General features: G+C 39.7%; 20 protein-coding genes. 3 read left to right on the top strand and 17 right to left on the bottom strand.

The features are described from left to right. Positions 1-4 precede the first annotated feature (4 nt). The 5 genes from ftsL to IEX94_RS00815 all read right to left on the bottom strand — a co-directional run bounded on the left by ftsL (position 5) and on the right by IEX94_RS00815 (position 4,203). Positions 5-382: a cell division protein FtsL gene (gene ftsL / locus IEX94_RS00835; protein WP_188855641.1), complete on the bottom strand. Its 378-nt coding sequence runs from the start codon at positions 380-382 to the stop codon at positions 5-7. Beyond that, positions 382-1,359, bottom strand: coding sequence for a 16S rRNA (cytosine(1402)-N(4))-methyltransferase RsmH (rsmH, locus tag IEX94_RS00830; protein WP_188855768.1), 978 nt, complete (start codon positions 1,357-1,359; stop codon positions 382-384). The genes ftsL and rsmH overlap by 1 nt, the downstream gene beginning before the upstream one ends. Positions 1,360-1,494: 135 nt before the next feature. After that, on the bottom strand, positions 1,495-1,926 hold the full coding sequence (mraZ, locus tag IEX94_RS00825) for a division/cell wall cluster transcriptional repressor MraZ (RefSeq protein ID WP_156855542.1): 432 nt from the start codon (positions 1,924-1,926) through the stop codon (positions 1,495-1,497). A 206-nt stretch (positions 1,927-2,132) separates the two neighbouring features. Beyond that, positions 2,133-3,749: a bacillithiol biosynthesis cysteine-adding enzyme BshC gene (bshC, locus tag IEX94_RS00820; RefSeq protein WP_188855640.1), complete on the bottom strand. Its 1,617-nt coding sequence runs from the start codon at positions 3,747-3,749 to the stop codon at positions 2,133-2,135. Positions 3,750-3,822: 73 nt separating this feature from the next. After that, entirely contained in the window at positions 3,823-4,203 is a 381-nt protein-coding gene (locus tag IEX94_RS00815) for a DUF3397 domain-containing protein (RefSeq protein WP_188855639.1), read from the bottom strand. 782 nt (positions 4,204-4,985) lie between these two features. Between IEX94_RS00815 and IEX94_RS00810 the strand changes: the two genes are divergently transcribed. Further along, positions 4,986-5,483: an N-acetyltransferase gene (locus tag IEX94_RS00810; protein ID WP_188855638.1), complete on the top strand. Its 498-nt coding sequence runs from the start codon at positions 4,986-4,988 to the stop codon at positions 5,481-5,483. A gap of 44 nt (positions 5,484-5,527) precedes the next feature. On the opposite strand, the gene IEX94_RS00805 is transcribed toward IEX94_RS00810, so the two are convergent. From IEX94_RS00805 to IEX94_RS00790, 4 genes are all read right to left on the bottom strand, one after another. Beyond that, positions 5,528-6,016, bottom strand: coding sequence for an RsfA family transcriptional regulator (locus IEX94_RS00805; RefSeq protein WP_188855637.1), 489 nt, complete (start codon positions 6,014-6,016; stop codon positions 5,528-5,530). Positions 6,017-6,083: 67 nt separating this feature from the next. Further along, positions 6,084-6,842 (bottom strand): enoyl-CoA hydratase/isomerase family protein, encoded by a 759-nt coding sequence (locus IEX94_RS00800; protein WP_188855636.1) that lies wholly within the window; start codon positions 6,840-6,842, stop codon positions 6,084-6,086. A gap of 109 nt (positions 6,843-6,951) precedes the next feature. Continuing rightward, positions 6,952-7,125, bottom strand: a complete 174-nt coding sequence (gene rpmF / locus IEX94_RS00795) for a 50S ribosomal protein L32 (RefSeq protein WP_188855635.1) — start codon at positions 7,123-7,125, stop codon at positions 6,952-6,954. 37 nt (positions 7,126-7,162) lie between these two features. Next, complete coding sequence (locus IEX94_RS00790; RefSeq protein WP_188855634.1) at positions 7,163-7,702, bottom strand: YceD family protein; 540 nt, start codon at positions 7,700-7,702, stop codon at positions 7,163-7,165. A 177-nt stretch (positions 7,703-7,879) separates the two neighbouring features. Between IEX94_RS00790 and IEX94_RS00785 the strand changes: the two genes are divergently transcribed. Beyond that, entirely contained in the window at positions 7,880-9,100 is a 1,221-nt protein-coding gene (locus IEX94_RS00785; RefSeq protein WP_188855633.1) for a nucleotidyltransferase, read from the top strand. A 207-nt stretch (positions 9,101-9,307) separates the two neighbouring features. Here the strand turns inward: IEX94_RS00785 and IEX94_RS00780 are convergent, their stop codons facing one another. Beyond that, the gene (locus IEX94_RS00780; protein ID WP_188855632.1) at positions 9,308-10,330 is read right to left on the bottom strand and encodes a SepM family pheromone-processing serine protease; all 1,023 of its coding nucleotides are present in this window, start codon (positions 10,328-10,330) and stop codon (positions 9,308-9,310) included. 188 nt (positions 10,331-10,518) lie between these two features. Between IEX94_RS00780 and spoVV the strand changes: the two genes are divergently transcribed. Then, positions 10,519-11,736: a dipicolinic acid transporter SpoVV gene (gene spoVV / locus IEX94_RS00775; protein ID WP_188855631.1), complete on the top strand. Its 1,218-nt coding sequence runs from the start codon at positions 10,519-10,521 to the stop codon at positions 11,734-11,736. A 38-nt stretch (positions 11,737-11,774) separates the two neighbouring features. On the opposite strand, the gene coaD is transcribed toward spoVV, so the two are convergent. The 7 genes from coaD to IEX94_RS00740 form a co-directional block, all read right to left on the bottom strand. Next, entirely contained in the window at positions 11,775-12,260 is a 486-nt protein-coding gene (coaD, locus tag IEX94_RS00770; RefSeq protein WP_188855630.1) for a pantetheine-phosphate adenylyltransferase, read from the bottom strand. Between the two features lie 14 nt (positions 12,261-12,274). Beyond that, a complete protein-coding gene (gene rsmD, locus IEX94_RS00765) occupies positions 12,275-12,829 on the bottom strand; it encodes a 16S rRNA (guanine(966)-N(2))-methyltransferase RsmD (protein WP_229782515.1) in 555 nt (184 codons plus the stop codon). A 547-nt stretch (positions 12,830-13,376) separates the two neighbouring features. Then, on the bottom strand, positions 13,377-13,652 hold the full coding sequence (locus IEX94_RS00760; protein WP_156857610.1) for a YlbG family protein: 276 nt from the start codon (positions 13,650-13,652) through the stop codon (positions 13,377-13,379). 208 nt (positions 13,653-13,860) lie between these two features. Next, complete coding sequence (locus IEX94_RS00755) at positions 13,861-14,301, bottom strand: YlbF/YmcA family competence regulator (protein WP_188855628.1); 441 nt, start codon at positions 14,299-14,301, stop codon at positions 13,861-13,863. A 57-nt stretch (positions 14,302-14,358) separates the two neighbouring features. Continuing rightward, positions 14,359-14,595 carry a YlbE-like family protein gene (locus IEX94_RS00750; RefSeq protein WP_188855627.1) on the bottom strand — a complete coding sequence of 79 codons (237 nt, stop codon included), beginning with the start codon at positions 14,593-14,595 and terminating at the stop codon, positions 14,359-14,361. 11 nt (positions 14,596-14,606) lie between these two features. After that, positions 14,607-15,017 (bottom strand): spore coat protein YlbD, encoded by a 411-nt coding sequence (ylbD, locus tag IEX94_RS00745; protein WP_188855626.1) that lies wholly within the window; start codon positions 15,015-15,017, stop codon positions 14,607-14,609. Positions 15,018-15,321: 304 nt separating this feature from the next. Continuing rightward, positions 15,322-16,383 (bottom strand): CAP domain-containing protein, encoded by a 1,062-nt coding sequence (locus tag IEX94_RS00740; RefSeq protein WP_188855625.1) that lies wholly within the window; start codon positions 16,381-16,383, stop codon positions 15,322-15,324. Positions 16,384-16,404 lie beyond the last annotated feature (21 nt).

The raw sequence follows: 16,404 nt of genomic DNA, 5'->3' as shown, positions 1-16,404 counted from the left end.
CCTCTTAATCCTGTTCTACTGCTTGCGCTTGTTTTACCTCAGCATTTTGAATTGTTAATCCATGTGATTCGGCAATGGAGATAATACGTTCTGGACGGGATAATTCTTTCACTTCGAAAGCGAGGCCTTCATTTGCGATTTGTTGTTGTTGGACAGTGCGTTCAAGTTGTTGTAATTCCCGGTTTAAGGCATCTGTCTCGGAAGATAAAGAAACCATAAATACACCAGCAATAATTAAACCAGCAGCAATCATTGAATAAATGACTTTTTCACCTTTGGTAATCCAACCCTGTTTCTTAACCTTTACAGATACCTTTTTTGGTTCGTGATTTGGACTAGGAGATGGATTCGCGTTCCAGCTCCTCGCTTGATTTGCGCTCATTATTTTCTCCACCCTTCCTCGTATATAAATGCTTTATCCCATTTTTTTCTTTTCTCTACAATTCTTAATTTAGCAGAGCGTGACCTGCGATTTTCCTCGAGTTCACTCTCCTTTGCTATAATTGGTTTTCTCGTAATTAACCGAAACGGTGCTTCGTGCTCTTTCGGTATGATTGGTAAATTTCGTGGTGTTTCTTTCGCTGTACTCCATTTTTTAAAGGCCTGCTTGCATAAACGGTCTTCTAAAGAATGGAATGTGATTACGACAACTCTTCCATCAATACTTACAAGTTCTGCTGCTTGATGCAGTGCATCATTGAAAGCGGCCAGTTCATCATTTACTGCAATCCGTAATGCTTGAAATATCCGTTTTGCAGGGTGCCCCCCCTTTCTTCTTGCAGGAGCGGGAATTGCTTCTTTGATGATCTCTACAAGTTCGGAGGTTGTCTCTATCGTAGCGGTCCTGCGATAGTCTTCAATTTTCCTTGCGATTTGCTTTGAAAATTTCTCTTCACCATATTGGAAAAAGATGCCTACTAACTTTTCATAAGGCCAATCATTCACTATTTCCTTTGCTGTCAAATCACTTTCCTGATTCATACGCATATCGAGTTCGGCATCCTGGTGATAACTAAATCCTCTTTCCCCACGATCTAGCTGCGGAGAGGAAACTCCGAGATCAAATAAGATACCATCGATTCGATCCCTATCGAGCTTCTCGAGTTCCTCACTGATTTCTCGAAAATTCGCATGGATAAATTGGATCCGGTCCTCATAAGGCGCTAATCTTTTTTTGGCTGCTTCTAGCGCATCAATGTCCTGATCAAAAGCGATTAGGAGTCCATCCTTATTCAATCTCGATGCTATTTCTTCTGAGTGACCTCCGCCGCCAACTGTACAGTCTACGTATGTACCATTTGGCACTATATTCAAGCCTTTTATTGTTTCCTGTTTCAATACACTATAATGTTCAAACAAGTGATCACCTGCTTCAATTACTTCCATCAGCGACTAGCGGACTTTTTGAGCATCCGTGTGGTAAAGAGACATGCCAATTGTCTCTATAAGGGACACAGCCACACGTCGCGCTAAACAGTCGCTTCTGCTTTTGTTTTAAATATCAAAATCCAATAGATTTTCTGCGATCTCGGAGAAAGATTCCTCCGATTCTTCCACGTATTCTTCCCATTTCTCTCCTGCCCAGATCTCTACTCGATCAGAGACCCCGATGACAACACATTCCTTTTCCAGTGCGGCATATGTCCTTAGTGTGGAAGGAATATTTATTCTTCCCTGTTTATCCACTTCACATTCAACGGCACCTGAAAAGAAGAAACGGGTGAAGGCTCTGGCATCTTTCTTTGTTAGTGGGAGTTGTTTTAATTTATCTTCAATAATCTTCCATTCGTTCATTGGGTAAGCGAACAAGCATTTATCAAGACCGCGGGTCACAACAAATGTATCCCCAAGTTCTTCACGAAACTTGGCGGGTACAATCATTCTGCCCTTCGTATCAACATTATGCTTGTATTCCCCCATGAACATATTCTTCTCCCCACTTTCGTAATATTATATTACCACAACCCTCCACTATCCTCCACTTCTTTTTCGATATTTTTTCAGATTTTCACTTGCTTGGAGAAAAGTAATAGAAACAAAAAAAGAGAAAAGCTGTCATATCAATGATTAACTGCTTTTCTCTATTCTTTTTAAAAGTGGTGGATGGTGGTGGTAAATGTTCCCAAAGTGGATTATAAATAAACAACGTAATGCGAGTTTTGGAAAGAACAGGTACAACGAGCTACTTTTGAAATGAACTCTCTTCCGTATTCATTCAAAAACGGTAAAACATTCCACATCCGCTCTTGTAATCCTTCTCCTGGGCGAAGCAGTAATTGAATCTCATCAAATTGTTTGATATCTTTTGCATACTTCTCCTCTAAAGCTAGCTTCATTCGGTGTTGCAAAAATTCGATTTCCCTTTGCAAGTAATGAAGGTTTTTCTCTGCAAGTGCTCCCACATCATCCCGGATTGCTTCTGCCGTTTCTCGGAGTGGTTTATGGGCTTCTTTAATTGTTTCTTTCAAGTTCTTAGCAAGTTCATCAATCGGTGGCTCTTGTTTCGTTAAGAGCCATTGCTCTCTTTTGGCAGAACTTCCTTCGTTAATTGCCTCCTCAACAGTTAAACCTGTTGCAGCGAGCGCTTTATTAATTGTCTCAGGGAGATAAGTAAATGAAAGCCTTGGGATAACTGGAGGCATCTTCAAATCTAATGCGTGAAACGCAGGCTTCAGCAGTGCCCAATAACTAATTTCTCCTGGTCCCCCTATGAAAGCTAATGTAGGCAGGAGAAGTTCCTGCATAACTGGACGGGTGACGACATTATTACTTAGCTTCTCTGGATTTGTTTCCGCAAGCTTTAATAAATCCTCTGTCGTTAGCTCGATTTCATCTTGCTTGCCCTTCCAAGTCCCTTGCTCCGTCCGGCTTAATAAAATACGTTCTCCATCCAAGTGATAGAATAAATGACCATCAGCGGGGTCTAGTTCGAGAGCAGCCGTGTATCCACAGTCTTCCAGTTCTTTTGCAATATCAAATACACCTCGGCTGATCTTTGGCTGATTCTCAATCAAGCGGATAAAATAATCTTGTTCGATATTACGAATCTTCTCATCAGCTGCATCCATCAAGATAATCCCTTCTTCTTGGAAGAGTTTATGAATGACAACAGCAAAAAAATCGGTGAAACTTACAGATTGGCGTAACGCACCCGTTACCAACTGGTAAATATCTCTCGTATGTATAGTTTCCGGAAGCTTGGAGAAAAGTTCGTCCACCCATTTGGCTGCAACCTCTTGGTCCAATGTAATATCCGTTACGGGAAGTTTTTTATAATGGGATTGCTTGAGCGGATACTTGTTCAGCCCTTTTCCATGCGGGAAGAATACATGATTGACTTCCTCAAAATCATGGTCCTCTCCTGCTATCCAGAAGACGGGTAAAACGGGTATATTTAATCTTTTTTCCTGCTCCTTTGCATATTGAAGGATCGAAATTATTTTGTTGATCGTATAGAGCGGTCCTGTGAGGAGTCCCGCTTGCTGCCCACCTACGACGACAACACTTTCTGGGTTCTGAAACTTTTTTATATTTTTTAATGTCGCTTCCCCTGCACCCCAGGCTGTATTGCGCTCCGCAAGAATCGCCGCCAATTCCTCACGTTTGAATGATCTATTGCTTAACTCCTCCACCCTTTCATCCACCGATTCGAAAGGATGATAATCAAAAAATTTCATAACCGATCTATTGCTTTTATAATCAGCGATCAACTGACCTTGATTCCGTATGTTTACCGCGTCGATTCGCATCTGATTCTACTCCTTTATGAATAAGTCCAAGTTGTATTGTATCTAATCCCAACAGAAATTTCACTCTTTCTGTTTATGCTGCCAAATATTTAATAATCCCGACAATCATTAAGCACCCGTAAAGGAGAAAGAATAGAAGAAAAGATATTCTCCATAATAATTTGGCCGCTTTCTTAATTTGTACATCTTGCCCCATCCTCCACTGGATAAATACAATTAATGACAGGGATAAAAGCAGGAAGATTAAAACAATCCCAACAAAGCTGCGGTCAAATACAATCCCAAGCATAATCGTCACAGCGATAATATATAAAAGTGTCGTCCAATTCACTGCAGCATGAAACGCTTTTAACTTATTCCGCTCACGAATCATACGAATAATATAAACAAGAAAACTGGCAAGCAGCGGAATCGTAATAAAAAACGATAGAATATAAACAATAAAATCTAGCATTCCGTAGTTTCTCCTTATGTGATTTACCAATTTTCCCAGTATAACTTAACTTTCACAAACCAAACAATAAATTACTTTCATTCAGCATAAGTGTTTAGCACGTTCTCTCGGCTGGATCTCTAATCGCCGTTCAGTTGCCCGGTGGACGGATGCTTTCCGCGGGCACAGCCGAAGCCTCCTCGGGCTATCGCCCTGCGGGGTCTCCGGACTTGTGCTATTCCCGCAGGAGCCACCGTCCACCGGGCAACTGAACTGGTTGGGAAGATTATTTTGAATGGAGTTTATTCCATCAAAATGAAAGTTGTACTTCCCGAATAACAATTAGTGTTACAAATTGAATCTTTCCTCGGAGCAGTCCGGACACCTCGAGACTCCTGCGGGAGGCCGGCTAAGTACGGTCACGTCCTGTGACCAATGCCGGCATTAGAACATCCTGTTCGTCGATAGGCTTGGTGAGACCCCGCAGCAGGCTTGCCTGCGAGGAGGCTCACCAGCCGCTCAGCAGGTGCGAGAGGTGTCTGGACTGCGAACCTCCAGAAGATAGTTGCACTTACGCTGAATGGAAGTGATCTGCTCAAGTAAGTTGAGTGTATAAAAATTGGCATTCAAGATTGCACTATTTTGATTCTACTATATTCGAAATAACAATGTTACACAACCTCAAGATTTAAAAAAACTATTAATTAATGTATAATTATAAAGAGAAAGAATACATCTAACATGCTTTGATCATTTAATGTTTCATGAATGAATATCCATGATAAACTAAGGGGGATGTAAGTATGAATAAAGTGAAGGTGGAAAACTTATTAATCAACTTCAAAACACTTGAGAAATTTAAACGCTTTCGAGAATATGGCAACCAAGAGCTCTCAATGCTCGAAGACTTACAGAACAACTTGATTGAAAACAATAGTGAATCACCTTTTTACGGGGTTTATATCGGGGAGAACCTAATAGCGAGAATGAGTTTATACAGAATAAAAGAAAAATATGATAACTATTTTGACCCACCACAGGATTATTTAGCACTCTGGAAGCTGGAAGTATTACCAGACTACCAAGGGAAAGGGTATGGAAAATTGATGGTGGACTATGCGAAGAGCTTTAATTTACCAATTAAAACAAGTCCACGGATCAATTCACAAGGCTTCTGGGAAAAGATGGGTTTCCAAAAAGCCCAATATGATCTCGAACGGGACCTTGGGGAGAATCCATTGATTTGGCTACCTCAAGGTGTCCAGGAAAAGGCCGCACTCCCTAATCATGACGATGAATGAAAAATTTCCACGTGAAGTTAGTGAACGAACTTCACGTGGTTTTTTTAAACACCGAGATTACGTTCACTGTTTCCATCCACCCAATTCCATAACTTTTCCATCTCGCTCCAAGCATTTTTATACCGTTCGATTTGTTGTTTCAGTTGCTCATTCTCCTGTTTAAGCCTCTCAATCAATTGCACTTGTTCATTATTCTCGGCTTCAGGGCCTTTACTTTTCAATTGTTCCAGAAGTTGTATAGCAGACTCAATTGCATTCATTTCAAGAGCCCCTTCATTCGCCTGGAGCGCACGCAATGCTTGGCTACTCACCTTTTTTCGCTCTTCTTTCGCTTTGCGGATCGCTGAATCATACTGCTTCCGAATTGTCGCATTCCAGCGGAAACCACAAGCAGCCGGTGTTCTTGCAAGTTTAGCAGCCACTTCTTTAAACGCTTCCAGCTGGGTATTACCATTCTTAATATATTGCAGGACGGTTTCTGCTAATAAAACATCTTCTTCTTTCGTCCATGCATCCTGTCTAGTTTCTTTCATCGCAATCCTCCTTCATTACTTTGCTATCAATGTATGCAGAAGTGAGGGTTGATAGAATCATGTTTAGCTATTTCTTTTTAGAAAATTTTTCAATTGCTTGCTTATGAGCTTCAGATTCCCATAGACTAGCAGCGCTTTTCACCTCTTCCACCATCAGCCTAGAAAGTTCATCTGCTGCGATATTGATTGTGAATTGTTTTTTTAATAGACGCATCTGTTCTTCCGACTTTGCTATATAGTTTTCTAGATAAATGGCATCGTCCCAATCTCTGTCATCAATTACATGGTGAATCCACCCTTTTTCTTCGAGCTCACAGGCGTCTAATATAGCTCCCCTTGCAATCCAGTCAAGTGCAAAATCCGGTTGCACTTTTTTATAAAGAATCGCACCACCGCCCCAGCCAGGTAGGATACCAATTGTCGACTGGATAAATCCAAATTTTGTATTCGCTTTAGCAATCCGGATGTCGCAAGCTGTCGCAAGTTCACAGCCCCCACCTAACGCATTCCCGTTCAACAGGGCAATTACCGGTACAGGGAAATGAAGGACCATCTGCAATACATCCATCATTGGCTTTAATCTGGCGAATGCTTCACCAGTTGATAGTTCTCCGTGTAAATCATTTAAATCTCCACCAGCGGAGAACATTCGATTCTCTACCCCTGTAAGAATTAAAAATTTCAAATTATCCCCTCTTGCTTCAACTAGCTTTTCTTGTAACTGTTCTGCCATATGTAACGAAATTGCATTTTGCTTCTCTGGTCGGTTCAAACGGATTGTTCCGTAACCTTCGTCATTCATTTCATAGCTGATTACTTCTCCCAAGAAAATTCGCCCCTTTTCATTCGTTCTTTTAGTCTCCTAGTTATTATACAAGAAAAAAATAAAAAACAGACCACGTGATTGTGATCTGCTCCTCGCTGTTGTCTATCGATTAGTTGCTAACAACTTCTCTTCCATCATAATGTCCACATGCTTTACATACATGGTGCGGCTTCGTCAATTCACCACAATTAGAACATTCTACCATGCCAGGTACATGTAGTTTTTTATGAGTACGACGTTGGTTTTTTACTTTTTTCGATGTTTTACGCTTAGGTACTGCCATGACCTACACCTCCTTCAAATGAAAAGAACGTTATTCACTATTCATTTTCCTTCTTATTATTTTCAAGTAAAGACGCCAATTTTTTTAAACGCGGATCAATAGTTTGTTCCTTTGGTTCTTCCTCTTGAACAAAACTCCAGCCGTCACCATCTCTAGGTGCTGCGCCTTCCGGATTGGATTCCTTTGAGAACACTCGAAATGGGATGTCCAATAGAATATTTTCCATGATATACGGCTTTAAGTCAAGCACTTCTCCTTCAACCGGATGAATTTCTTCTTCCAATTCATCTTCGGTAATAAATGGGGAAGTAGAGAATACTTCATCAACCGAAATGTCGTACGAATAAGGAACATCCACAAGTGTTCTTGCACATGGTAAAGTCATTTCACCTTTAATGGTTAAAGAAGCAATTATTTCTTCATTCTGGTCCATTGTCAATAAAGCTTTAACCTGTGCAGGTCCAATTCGGCGAATATCATTATTCATCGTTTCCAATTCCGAAACATCAACTGTTTCTTCCACTTCAAGGGGCTCACTAAAGCTCCCTCTCTGAATCTGTGAGACAGAAATTTTCATGTTCATCACCTCTAGGCAACAAGAGTTATTTTAAAAGAAAATTGATCTTTTGTCAATATCTTTTCTTTACAGCTAATTAATAAAATCTTTTTCCTAAATCTTTTTTCTGTTTTTAGCTGAAATTCTCTTCCTTTATTTGTTACAATAATAGCACATTAATGCTGGGAGTTGAAATAAATGAAAGCTTGTGGCGTCGTTGTCGAATATAATCCCTTTCACAATGGTCATGCATATCATGTCCAAAAAGCTAAAGAAGTATCACAGGCTGAATCCGTAATTGCAGTTATGAGTGGCAATTTCCTACAACGTGGGGAGCCTGCAATCATCGATAAATTTGACCGGACAAGAGCCGCCCTTTCCTCCGGTGTTGACATCGTATTAGAGTTACCATATGCTTACGCGGTGCAAAATAGTGATTATTTTGCAAGAGGGGCTGTACAATTGCTTTATGCGCTCGGCGCTTCAAGTATTTGTTTCGGGAGTGAAGCTGGTAATGCAGAGCCGTTTATATCAGCTAACCTGGTACAGAAAGAACGGAAAAAAGAGTATGAAATCGAGTTAAAAGCACGCTTACATCAAGGTCTGTCTTTTCCAGAAGCGAGCATGAAAGCGTACGAAGCAATTGGGCTTGTAAATAAACAATTCGATCTGTCCCAGCCGAATAATATTCTCGGCATGGGTTATGTAAATACAATCCTTGAACAGGATTTGCCGATGGATATCCATACAATCAAACGATTAAACAATGAGTTTCATGATCCGGACATTACGGGGAAAATTGCCAGTGCGACAAGTATTCGAAAAGAAATCATCGCGCATCAGAGCGTAACATCACAGGCTCGCGCAGCACTTCCAGCGATCACTGCTGAAATGCTCCAGCAATATAAACAAACAACTTCTCTTTGGCATCACTGGGAACATTATTTTCAACTTGTGAATTACCGGGTGCAAACAATGACTCCCCAGGAACTCCGGCAAATCCACGGAGTAACAGAGGGAATCGAATATCGCTTAAAAAATACTGCTAACCAAGTGGAAAATATGGAAGATTGGTTCCGTAAAATTAAAACCAAACGATATACGTGGACGAGAATTCAGCGGATCTTTACACATCTCTTAACGAATACGACTAAAGATGAACTAGTCCCATTTTTGGCCGAGAATTCTGAACTTCCATATGTCCGGGTTCTCGGCATCACCGAGCAAGGGCAAAAATATTTAAACCATGTAAAAAAAGCAATCAAAATTCCTGTTCTATCCAGCTATCGTAAAAACATGCATCCCTTAATGCAACTAGAAGAAAAAGCAAGCCTTTCCTATTACAGTATCCTTAAGCCTTCCACCAGAAAAATGCTATTTAAACAAGAATTAAAAGGGCCAATCCGAATCGTTAGATAAAGTGAAACTTCATTCAGTGGGGTTTCTTTACTTCCCCACTGAATGTTAGTTGAACAGAATCAGGGATTTACGGACTGTATACCCCACCTTCACATGTTGGGCTTCCTTCATGTTTAGAAGTGAGGGTATTACAGACCGTTTATGCGTGATAAAAAAAGCTTGCAGGCAGGGTAACGTTACGATTAATTACCCTGCCCGCAAGCTTTATTATTTTTCAGGTAGTGCTTCTAAATACTCTAATGCATCATTAAACGTATCAACTGGTACAATTTCCATCGCTGTACCGATTTCTTCTGCTTTTTCTTTAGCAACGACATAATTGGAATCCGCTCTTCCTTCCTCATATGGGGCGAAGAAAATATCGATTCCCTCCCTGTCAGCAGAGACAACCTTTTTGTCTATTCCACCGATTCGGTATACATTTCCTTCATAATCGATTTCTCCTGTACCGGCAATTTTGTAGCCTTTTGTAATATCTTCCTCGGTCAATTGATCGTAAATTTCTAAAGCGAACATTAACCCGGCACTTGGACCACCAATTTGACCACTGGAAAACTCGACTTCAGGATTTACCGTCACTTCCCGATCGGTTACCAAACTGATGCCCATTCCTACTCGAGTCTCATCGTCTGGAAAGTAATCCAACGTTATTTCTTCCGTTAACTGCTCATCTTCTCTCAATAATTCAACCGTAATTGTTTCACCGGCAGCTTTTTCCTCAACATAATTGATTAAATCAGTGGATTCAGTGATTTCGACCCCATCAATTCGAGTTATTAAATCTCCCATCTCAAGCTTCCCATAAGACGGCATATCCTCGACAACACTTACGACATACACACCTTCATAATCGATTGTAATATCACGATCAGCTGCCTCGTAAGCGACTACAAGAGAGGCTTCCTGGGAGCTTTCCATCACTTGAAGTTGTGCATGCATATAATCTTCTGTGCTTATTCCTTCTGGAATTACTTCATGGAGAGGTTTAATCTCGTTATGTGGAAGAATTTTTGCAAGGATATAATGGAGTGGTGTGGCCTGTAGTCCGCTAACCGTCACTAAGTACATTTCTCCTTCACTTTCGTATCCATCAGCCACTTCCACAATTGGATTTAATGGCTCGGTATTCCCAGGTTTTTGAATATAATATGGTAATTGATATGTAGCAAAAAAGTATAAAGCGATGAAGAAAATTAAATAAAACAGTATTTTTTTCTTTGAGAATTTCATCTTCCAGTCAACACCTTCCTTTCGAATAACTATATTCTGTAAATAGTAGTCATATTCAAAGCCCTAAGCTGCGTATATTGATAGAGAATATATAGCTTGTACTTAATTCGCGCAATTATTCTCGTGTTTATTTTACACCTTCTAAAATTGGTTGTACAGAACATGCTCGTGTATTAGGGGGCTTTAACTTGAATCCATTTGTGAAAACTATTTTGTTAGCAGCAATTACGATTTGTTTAACGATATTACTTATTTATTTTCCCGACGAAGCATTAGCCGCTAGCTTACGTGGGTTGAACATGTGGGCAGAAGTAGTCTTCCCTTCTCTTCTGCCATTTTTTATTACTGCAGAATTATTACTTGCTTTCGGTGTTGTTAAATTTCTCGGTGTCTTATTTGAGCCGATCATGCGACCGCTATTTAATGTGCCAGGTGCCGGTAGTTTCGGATGGATGATGGGAATGGCGAGTGGGTACCCAACAGGAGCGAAAATAGCGGCAAGACTTAGAGAAGAGAAACAATTAACCCAAATTGAAGCAGAAAGGCTCGTATCCTTCACAAATAATTCGAGCCCATTATTTATTTTTGGAGCTATTTCCGTCGGTTTATTCCATAATGCTGCGCTTGGCGCGTTACTTGCGGCAGCCCACTATGGAAGCAACATGGTTGTCGGGATACTCATGCGGTTTTATAAAATACGCGAAGAGAAGCCGATAATTAATAAGGCGAAGAAAAAAAATAATAGCCCGATTCTTATTCAAGCAGTAAAACAAATGCACCGGACACGCAGTAGAGATCCCAGGCCGCTTGGAGAAGTACTTGGAGATGCAGTTTTACAATCAATTAAAACTCTTGTCATGGTCGGTGGATTTATTATTTTATTTTCCGTTATCGTTCAACTGCTTCACCTTGTAAATTTCACTATATTATTCAGTAAACTATTTGAAGGTATATTCTTCTTGCTCGGCATTCCCGGTACACTTGCAGTTCCGCTTTTCTCAGGACTTTTTGAAATTACCCTTGGCGCAACGTTGATATCCGAAATTACAACTGAATCCTTACTCCCGAAAGTAATTCTCGTGAGCTTCATACTCGGTTTTAATGGCTTTTCTATTCAAGCGCAAGTCGCCAGTATCCTTGCTAAAACAGACATACGCTTTTCACCTTATGTATTTGCCCGCGTTTTACACGGAATCATTGCAAGTATCTTGACCATTATATTCTACAAGCCACTTTATTTGAATTACCAAACAACGGAGAGCGAAATTCCGGTAGCAACTCAGCCTACAGATACCTTCTTTTCCTATATACTTCAGCAGCTTACAAATATTGGACCATTTATTACAATTCTTTTCCTATGGGTAGGTTTCCTCTTGTTTATCAAGTATAGAAAAAATGAGAGCTAACATTCTGTTCACTTTACCCGAATGTTAGCTCTCAAGCATTATGCAAAATTAAATTTCTTCTTTAATGCCAATTCAACAATCTCCGGTACAAGCCCGGTAATATTACCATTATACTGGGCAACTTCTTTAATCATGCTCGAGCTCAAAAAGGAAAATTGATTATTAGTCATTATAAAAAACGTTTCAATATCTTTATTTAATTTCCGGTTCATCGAGGTAATCTGCATTTCATACTCAAAATCACTAATTGCACGTAAACCACGAATGACTGCATTTGCGTTTTTTTCGGCAGCATAGTCCATAAGTAGAAAGTCGGAAGAATCTACTTTTACGTTTGGCAAATGTTTTGTCGATTCTTTAATTAAATTCACACGTTCCTCCACAGTGAACAACGGTGATTTTGCTTGGTTATTAAAAACCGTTACAAGAATTTCATCAAAAGTTTTTGCCCCTCGCTCAACAATATCTAAATGTCCATTTGTAAATGGATCAAAACTGCCAGGAACTATAGCTAACTTAGACATGATCTAACCCCTTCCTATTTAAAACGGTAAATAGTTACTGCAATTGTACTGCTGTAAACTTCTTGTTTTTGTATCGTCAAATTCGCTGTTTCTTCCGGCAGTTTATCACGTGGATCGTGTTCACAGTATAGTAAACCATTTTTTCTGATAAGCTCATATTCGATAATCTCTTGAATAAGAGAGATTAGATTTACCTTTCCGTACGGCGGGTCAAGCAGGATTAAGTCAAAGACAAGTCCGCGCTTTGCTGCTGCCTTCAAGGCGCGTTTTGCATCAGCCCGATATACTTCTGCTTGATTAGCCATTTTCACCGTTTTTAAGTTTTCTTTGATTGTATGTATTGCTTTTCCTTGCTTATCAACAAATATTGCTTGGTCCATTCCACGGCTGAGCGCTTCGATTCCGAGGGAGCCACTGCCGGCAAATAAATCCAATACATGTCCCCCATCAAAAAACGGGCCGATGGATTGGAAGATCGCTTCTTTGATTTTATCTGTTGTTGGTCTTGTTTCATTACCGGGAACAGCTTTTAATGCCTGTCCTTTTCGTTTTCCGGCTATTACTCTCATGGCGGTCACTCCAATTCGACGATTCGACATTATCCTACCACAAAACCAAAAATAATTAAACTTATCTTTACTTATTATTAACAATTAGTGAAATCAGTAGTTGGCTGTTTCATATTCTAGGGGTAGATAGATATGTTATTTTTTTCATATTGTATAATTTTTATTTGTTTGTACATACTAGCATAATGATTCAACTAAACGTTAGTTGGTTGATTCAAACAGAGTATACTTATTCTTCCCCGTAGGTTTTACTCTGGTTTCTCCTCTCCCTTTGTCTTTTTGTTTTCATCATGAAAACAAAAAGAACCTGCAGATGTTTGTTCTGCAGGTTTTTTTTCGTGTTGTAGTACTATAAAATAAAAATGCTGTGATAACTTAGTTATTCAGGGTTAGCCACGTCCGGCTCCAGCGCCCAACAACTATCAAACTTCACACTCCTCCAATCGATAAGTCAACATCAACTCACTATCGTTCGTTGTGTTTCCTTTATCTCATTCCAGAGTGCTCTAGTTTGTACGTTGCTAAACGGGCGCTTCCGCCTTTGTTCTTAAATACCCATTTTATAATCAAATTTTTTCGCTTCGTCAGGCTTCGTATTCTCGTAGTCTGTGCGGACAAAAGGTTTGTACGACCGGTCTACTTTGGATACGAAGGAATGCCGGAGAAGCTTTTTCTCAATCGTTTCAATATCCTCTTGATTAACATAGACTACGGCATATTTATGTTTTTTAGAGGCATGGATGAGATTACCATATCGTTTAATATGCTTCAGGTTTTTCATATGTTGGAACCATACAATCAACCCTTGTCGCTTTGGGATCAAGATTTTCACCTACTTCATATTTATAAAGTGAAACTTCATTCATTGGGGAATTCCTTACCTCCCCAATGAATGTTAGTTGAACAGAATCAGGAATTTACGGACTGTTTACCCCCACCTTCACATATTGTGTTTCCCTCATGTTTAGAGGAGGGGGTATTACAGAACGTTAATACGTGTTAAAAGGAAATAATGAAAAGTAAATTTATCATTAAGACGCGCAGCCACAACTGCCGCCACTTCCACAAGAACTACAGCCACTATCGGTTAGAAGTGCTCCATCTTTCGGTACTTTTATTTGATTGCTGACGCTAAAGGCGATCACTTCGCTAATTTCATCTAATAAACTTTGCATATTCCGTTCAGCCACTTTAAAAGCGGCAACACTTTCATGCATATCCATCGCCCGTTTTGTTGAGCGGACTTTCTTCATTATTTCTTGATAATCAGGATGATAACGTCCGAACCGTTGTATATCATCATAATGTTCTTTTATATCGTTAAAAGCTTTTACTAGCTTTTGCGCTTCTTTATCTTGTTCTAACGATGCTTTTTTCTCAAGATAGTCTCGCATTACATCAGAATCGAAAACTACTCTTCCAAGCTCTTCCGCATCATCTAAAATGGTTACATACTCCATTGTCGCAATCATTTTAACACCTCCACCCTGATTTTAACATTTAATTGGATTTATGAAAATAAAACGGCACTAATCTTTTAAAATGTTAGCAACATTAATCAACATAGAAGCCATTTGGACTTGATCACTCACACGATTTAACCTGCCGGAGAAAGTTTGACCATAGAACACTTTAGCTTCCTTCTCAAGTTCTGGAAGTACCTTTGCTCCCTCCCTAAGTAAATATCGATACCATATTGGTTGTCGTCTGATAAACTCAAGCAATTTCGGCTGCTCACGTAAATAGAGGTAAACTGCCTGTTCCATGTACTTCCCCCCTAGTCTCTAAACCAATCAAAAGGCTGTCTAGTTCTATTCTCTTGTGCCGGTGGTTTTTTGTATATATCGACTATTTCTTGTACCGTTGCAATTGTATTACTTAGTTGCTGTACCTGTTCTTGAAGCTTATTCACATCTACCGTTTCTGTATATTTTAAAATTTGCTTTATAAAGTCAGGTTTTAAGTCAAGTTTAGAAAATGTCTGGTTCTTCTCTTCACCGCTTTTATTTTTTTCATCAGTTTCTTCCTTATATTGTTCCCAGTGGATGTCATCTTCACCGAGAAGAACCCATTGCTCATAGATTTCTTGCCAGCTCTTTCCATCTTTACGGATTTTACGGACTAATTTTGGGTGGCTGTTTAGAAATGATTTGAACCGGTTAAGCTCCACATTAGATTCTTCTGCCATTATCACTCACCTCATTTGCAATTAGATATTCGTATATTATTAAAATATGCAAATAGGCATGAACTGTTCAAAAGCTTATAACCAACTCAACTTTTGCAATCAGAGTGTATGTCTAATTTGGAACACTATTTATTATTTCAGAAGCAAACGCTCATTATGGTAAGATAATGGTGGAATATTTCCATTAATAAAAATCCACTCCACCGGGCAACTAAACGGCGATTAGAGCGCCAGTCTGAAGACGAGCAAATCACTTACGCTGAAAAAGTATACGGTTTAACGAAAGCAAAAAGAAAAAGCCGAGTTACATCGGCTTTGCTAAAAAGTTCTGTGTATAGTAGAAGCGATAAACTCCTACTCCTAGGTGAGTATATTCTTCCTGAAGCAGTGCTTCCCGGTGGCCATCACTATTTAACCAACCTTCTACTGCAGCTGGGGCATCCGGGTATTGTGCTGCAATATTTTCCCCAGCAGATATATAAAGTAACCCTGTAATTTCTAGTCTTTCTTTCAATCCATCTCCATTCAAACTATAATGGGAAAAATAATTATTATCATTCATATCTTTACTATGGTTGTATGCCACACCGCTTACATCTTCTTCCCATTCCAATGATGATTTATCAAAACGGTTCCTTAGCACGTTACTTATATTGAAAATTTGTTGTTCCATCCCCTTTTCCACTTGACTCCATTCATTATCTGTAAGATCTGGTTTAGCTGGAAGCGGACCGCGGTAGACAACTTCATATGGTTGATGGCGTAATAAGACGTCCGCTTCCATAAGACGAACAGATGACAATTCATTTGTAAACGTATCAAAGTAAAATTGCATGAATAAATCGTCGGAAATCTTTACTAAAGGTCGCTGGATCATATCTTCTGCTGTCATACGGAATGTATAAGTTGCGTAACCGTCTGTATAACCGACTTCTTCCTTGAACGGAAACTCTTCTCTAATTGATTCATAAGATGCTCCAAGTTGAATCGGCTCTAATGATAAACCATTCCCAATAGCATAAATGGTTTGCACATGGTCATCTTCTATTCCGAATTGGATATAGTAATCACTTTCGTTCGTGTAAACCCACCATATGTACCCGTAAGCGCTCAAATCCTTCCGTACAGGCTCGCCCATCTCCTGTTCGAGCTCTTCTATGGGTTTTCCAATCCAATGGTATAAATCCCCCTGTAACACTTGTTTACTCGCTGTGAGGACAGGTGCTGACTTTGCTTGCAGCATAAGGGCTTTTTCAACTGCTTGTGACTCCACTTTTTCTTGACTATTCAGTTCGTCTTGTTCTATCCAATAAAAAGCAAGAATAACAACGATAGTAAGTAGTACTAAACTTCGTAATATACGCATCGGTACAGCCCCTCTATTATG

It is taken from the genome of Oceanobacillus indicireducens (genome assembly GCF_014647195.1).
GTDB classification, from domain to species: domain Bacteria; phylum Bacillota; class Bacilli; order Bacillales; family Amphibacillaceae; genus Oceanobacillus; species Oceanobacillus indicireducens.
This window is presented reverse-complemented; position numbering and strand designations above follow the sequence as displayed.

Bases quoted from the DNA above. Each gene is read 5' to 3' on its own strand.
- IEX94_RS00780 (WP_188855632.1), bottom strand. From the start codon at position 10,330: ATGAAATTCTCAAAGAAAAAAATACTGTTTTATTTAATTTTCTTCATC.
- IEX94_RS00805 (WP_188855637.1), bottom strand. From the start codon at position 6,016: ATGAAAGAAACTAGACAGGATGCATGGACGAAAGAAGAAGATGTTTTA.
- IEX94_RS00815 (WP_188855639.1), bottom strand. From the start codon at position 4,203: ATGCTAGATTTTATTGTTTATATTCTATCGTTTTTTATTACGATTCCG.
- IEX94_RS00810 (WP_188855638.1), top strand. From the start codon at position 4,986: ATGAATAAAGTGAAGGTGGAAAACTTATTAATCAACTTCAAAACACTT.
- IEX94_RS00755 (WP_188855628.1), bottom strand. From the start codon at position 14,301: ATGATTGCGACAATGGAGTATGTAACCATTTTAGATGATGCGGAAGAG.
- IEX94_RS00750 (WP_188855627.1), bottom strand. From the start codon at position 14,595: ATGGAACAGGCAGTTTACCTCTATTTACGTGAGCAGCCGAAATTGCTT.
- ylbD (WP_188855626.1), bottom strand. From the start codon at position 15,017: ATGGCAGAAGAATCTAATGTGGAGCTTAACCGGTTCAAATCATTTCTA.
- bshC (WP_188855640.1), bottom strand. From the start codon at position 3,749: ATGCGAATCGACGCGGTAAACATACGGAATCAAGGTCAGTTGATCGCT.
- IEX94_RS00740 (WP_188855625.1), bottom strand. From the start codon at position 16,383: ATGCGTATATTACGAAGTTTAGTACTACTTACTATCGTTGTTATTCTT.
- IEX94_RS00790 (WP_188855634.1), bottom strand. From the start codon at position 7,702: ATGAAAATTTCTGTCTCACAGATTCAGAGAGGGAGCTTTAGTGAGCCC.
- coaD (WP_188855630.1), bottom strand. From the start codon at position 12,260: ATGTCTAAGTTAGCTATAGTTCCTGGCAGTTTTGATCCATTTACAAAT.
- IEX94_RS00785 (WP_188855633.1), top strand. From the start codon at position 7,880: ATGAAAGCTTGTGGCGTCGTTGTCGAATATAATCCCTTTCACAATGGT.
- rpmF (WP_188855635.1), bottom strand. From the start codon at position 7,125: ATGGCAGTACCTAAGCGTAAAACATCGAAAAAAGTAAAAAACCAACGT.
- rsmD (WP_229782515.1), bottom strand. From the start codon at position 12,829: ATGAGAGTAATAGCCGGAAAACGAAAAGGACAGGCATTAAAAGCTGTT.
- mraZ (WP_156855542.1), bottom strand. From the start codon at position 1,926: ATGTTCATGGGGGAATACAAGCATAATGTTGATACGAAGGGCAGAATG.
- ftsL (WP_188855641.1), bottom strand. From the start codon at position 382: ATGAGCGCAAATCAAGCGAGGAGCTGGAACGCGAATCCATCTCCTAGT.